Origin of the sequence: Enterocloster sp. HCN-30185, from assembly GCF_037890305.1 — a bacterium.
In the GTDB taxonomy this organism is placed as follows: Bacteria; Bacillota; Clostridia; order Lachnospirales; family Lachnospiraceae; genus Enterocloster.
Map to the genome: position 1 here is coordinate 1 of NZ_JBBKBT010000035.1, position 1,988 is coordinate 1,988.

2 protein-coding genes and 1 pseudogene are annotated in these 1,988 nt (G+C 51.9%); all 3 read right to left on the reverse strand.

The genetic code is table 11. The annotated features are described in order from the left end of the window. Window positions 1–32: 32 nt before the first annotated feature. A complete protein-coding gene (locus tag WKT10_RS15790; protein WP_009266809.1) occupies window positions 33–242 on the reverse strand; it encodes a transposon-transfer assisting family protein in 210 nt (69 codons plus the stop codon). Window positions 243–245: 3 nt separating this feature from the next. Next, window positions 246–950, reverse strand: a complete 705-nt coding sequence (locus WKT10_RS15795) for a hypothetical protein (RefSeq protein ID WP_340278035.1) — start codon at window positions 948–950, stop codon at window positions 246–248. 4 nt (window positions 951–954) lie between these two features. After that, window positions 955–1,988, reverse strand: a pseudogene (locus WKT10_RS15800) (hypothetical protein); the annotation flags it as partial.

A 1,988-nucleotide genomic window follows, 5' to 3' on the forward strand; every position in this document is an offset into this window, starting at 1 on the left:
AATCCTCAGACTACTATCCCCCGGCATTTCATTTACTCCATATCTTCAGCAGGCAGAAACACAAACCTGGCAAATTCTTCCTCGGTCAGTTGCTTCAGCTTTCCCGCTGTACGCTCCGCAAGCTCCTGTATCTCTGTTTCCATGTAGGGCAGGGCGGCGGTCATTGCCGCCACCGTATCAGCCCTTGTTTTCCTCCTGTAACAGCAGATAAGGTTGGTTTCCTCAAATGTGAATGTATTCATGTGTCATACCTCCAATCCCTTGTTTTTGGTCTTTGCCGCCTGCTTTTTCGGGGCGGCTTTTACGGTTTCCCTGTCCTGTGCAAGCTGCGCCCGCAGGGACGGCTTTTTCTCTTTGCCGGACAGTTTTTCGATATGCGCCTTTATGTCGCCGCTGTCGAAGTGATCTCTGTTGTATTTCTCGTCCCATAGAACGCCACGCAGGGCGGCGGGGTCTTTGGGCTGTTCTTCAAAGCGCAGGAACTTCCCTAAGTCCGGGTCAGCGTCCCCGGTAATGCGTTTTTCGGCTTCCTGCATACGTTCTCCGTTCTCGTAGATCAGCTTGGTATCTCCGGCGGGTACGGAAACGTCCTTGACGTGTTCATAGTGTTTTTTATAGTCCAGTTCGTAGAGGTTGCCCGTTACCCTGCCTTTCTCAATGCCTGTCAGCTCCACGGCATAGGCAAGTATCTTGTCGCTTGTCTGCTCGGCGTAAAAGCAGAAAGTGTTATGTTCCCGTGAGCCTTTGATGAAAGTGTCACGTTCCCGCAAGCACCACGTCCCGGCGGGGCGGCATAACCAGAGCTGCTTTTTGTCCTCCGGGTTCGGGCTTTTCGCCGCCTGCTTCAAGGTCTTTATGTCTATGTCAAAATCAGACTGGAAATGCTCGGTGTGGGTCTGCATGATAGCTTTTAGGGACTTTAATATATCCACGTTCTCAAATTTCTGCATGGGGTCAGCTCCTTTCTAAGTCCTGTTTTTTGCTTTTCTCCGCTGCCTTTTTCGGGGCAGATTTCAAGGCTTCCTTGTCCTGTGCAAGCTGCGCCCGTATAGAGGTTTTTTTCTCTGTCTTGACGGCTGTACGGGCTTCCTTTTGTATCTCTGTGGGGCTTTTCCCGGATAAGGGGCGTATGCAGGGTAAGCGGTCAGCAACATAAATAGCGTTGTCGTTTAGCTGCCTTTGCCACGCCCCGGCTTTGGGCGACCAACGGAAGCCGTTTTCCTTTAAGGTTTCACGGGTCTTTTCGTCCGGCTTTTCCTCAAAGAAGATTTGCAGGCGGTTGTCCTCCCGGTTGGCTTCCACTTTGCCGCCGTCAAATTCCCACCCGGCGTAGGCGGTTTCCTGCTTTTTTGTCAGCTCCGCAATGCGTCCCTTTACCCGGCGTATCTCTGCGTTGTTGTTCGATAAAGCCCATGAGGGGTAGGGTCTATCATCTATATGCCACTGTGACGACATTTCCGCTTTCATCTTTTCGATACTTTCAGCGGAAAGGTTGGGGCAGCCGTCAAGGGTCTTGTGCTTTCGGTAGTAGGCGTTTATGGCTTTCATGGTGTCCTGTGCCGCTTGCAGTTTTTCCAGTTTGGCTTCCAGTTTTTGTACTGCCTGCGGGTCGTCTGCGCTGATACCGCCCATGCCCGTACTGCGTATCTTGTCAAGCAAGCCCTGTATGTCGTTCCATTCCTCCATGTTCCTGTCACGGGCGGCGTTCTGTTTCTCTTTCTTGCGTACCGGGAAATTAGAGCCGCCTGCAATGAGGATAGAGGGTACACGGGCTTCAATGGAAAAACTATTGTTCATGTTCTCCGCAAGTTTCCGGGCGTAGGTGTCAACAAGGCTGTCAATCTTTTCATGGTACATGGGGTCTACACGCTTTTTCTGCTGTTCCCCGATCTCCACGACTTTGTCTACCATTTGGCGGTATTCTGCGGTTGCGCTGCCGGGCTTGTAGTCGGAAAAGCTGTTAGCGTCATTTGCTCGGCGGGCAGCTC

Bases quoted from the DNA above. Each gene is read 5' to 3' on its own strand.
- WKT10_RS15790 (WP_009266809.1), bottom strand. From the start codon at position 242: ATGAATACATTCACATTTGAGGAAACCAACCTTATCTGCTGTTACAGG.
- WKT10_RS15795 (WP_340278035.1), bottom strand. From the start codon at position 950: ATGCAGAAATTTGAGAACGTGGATATATTAAAGTCCCTAAAAGCTATC.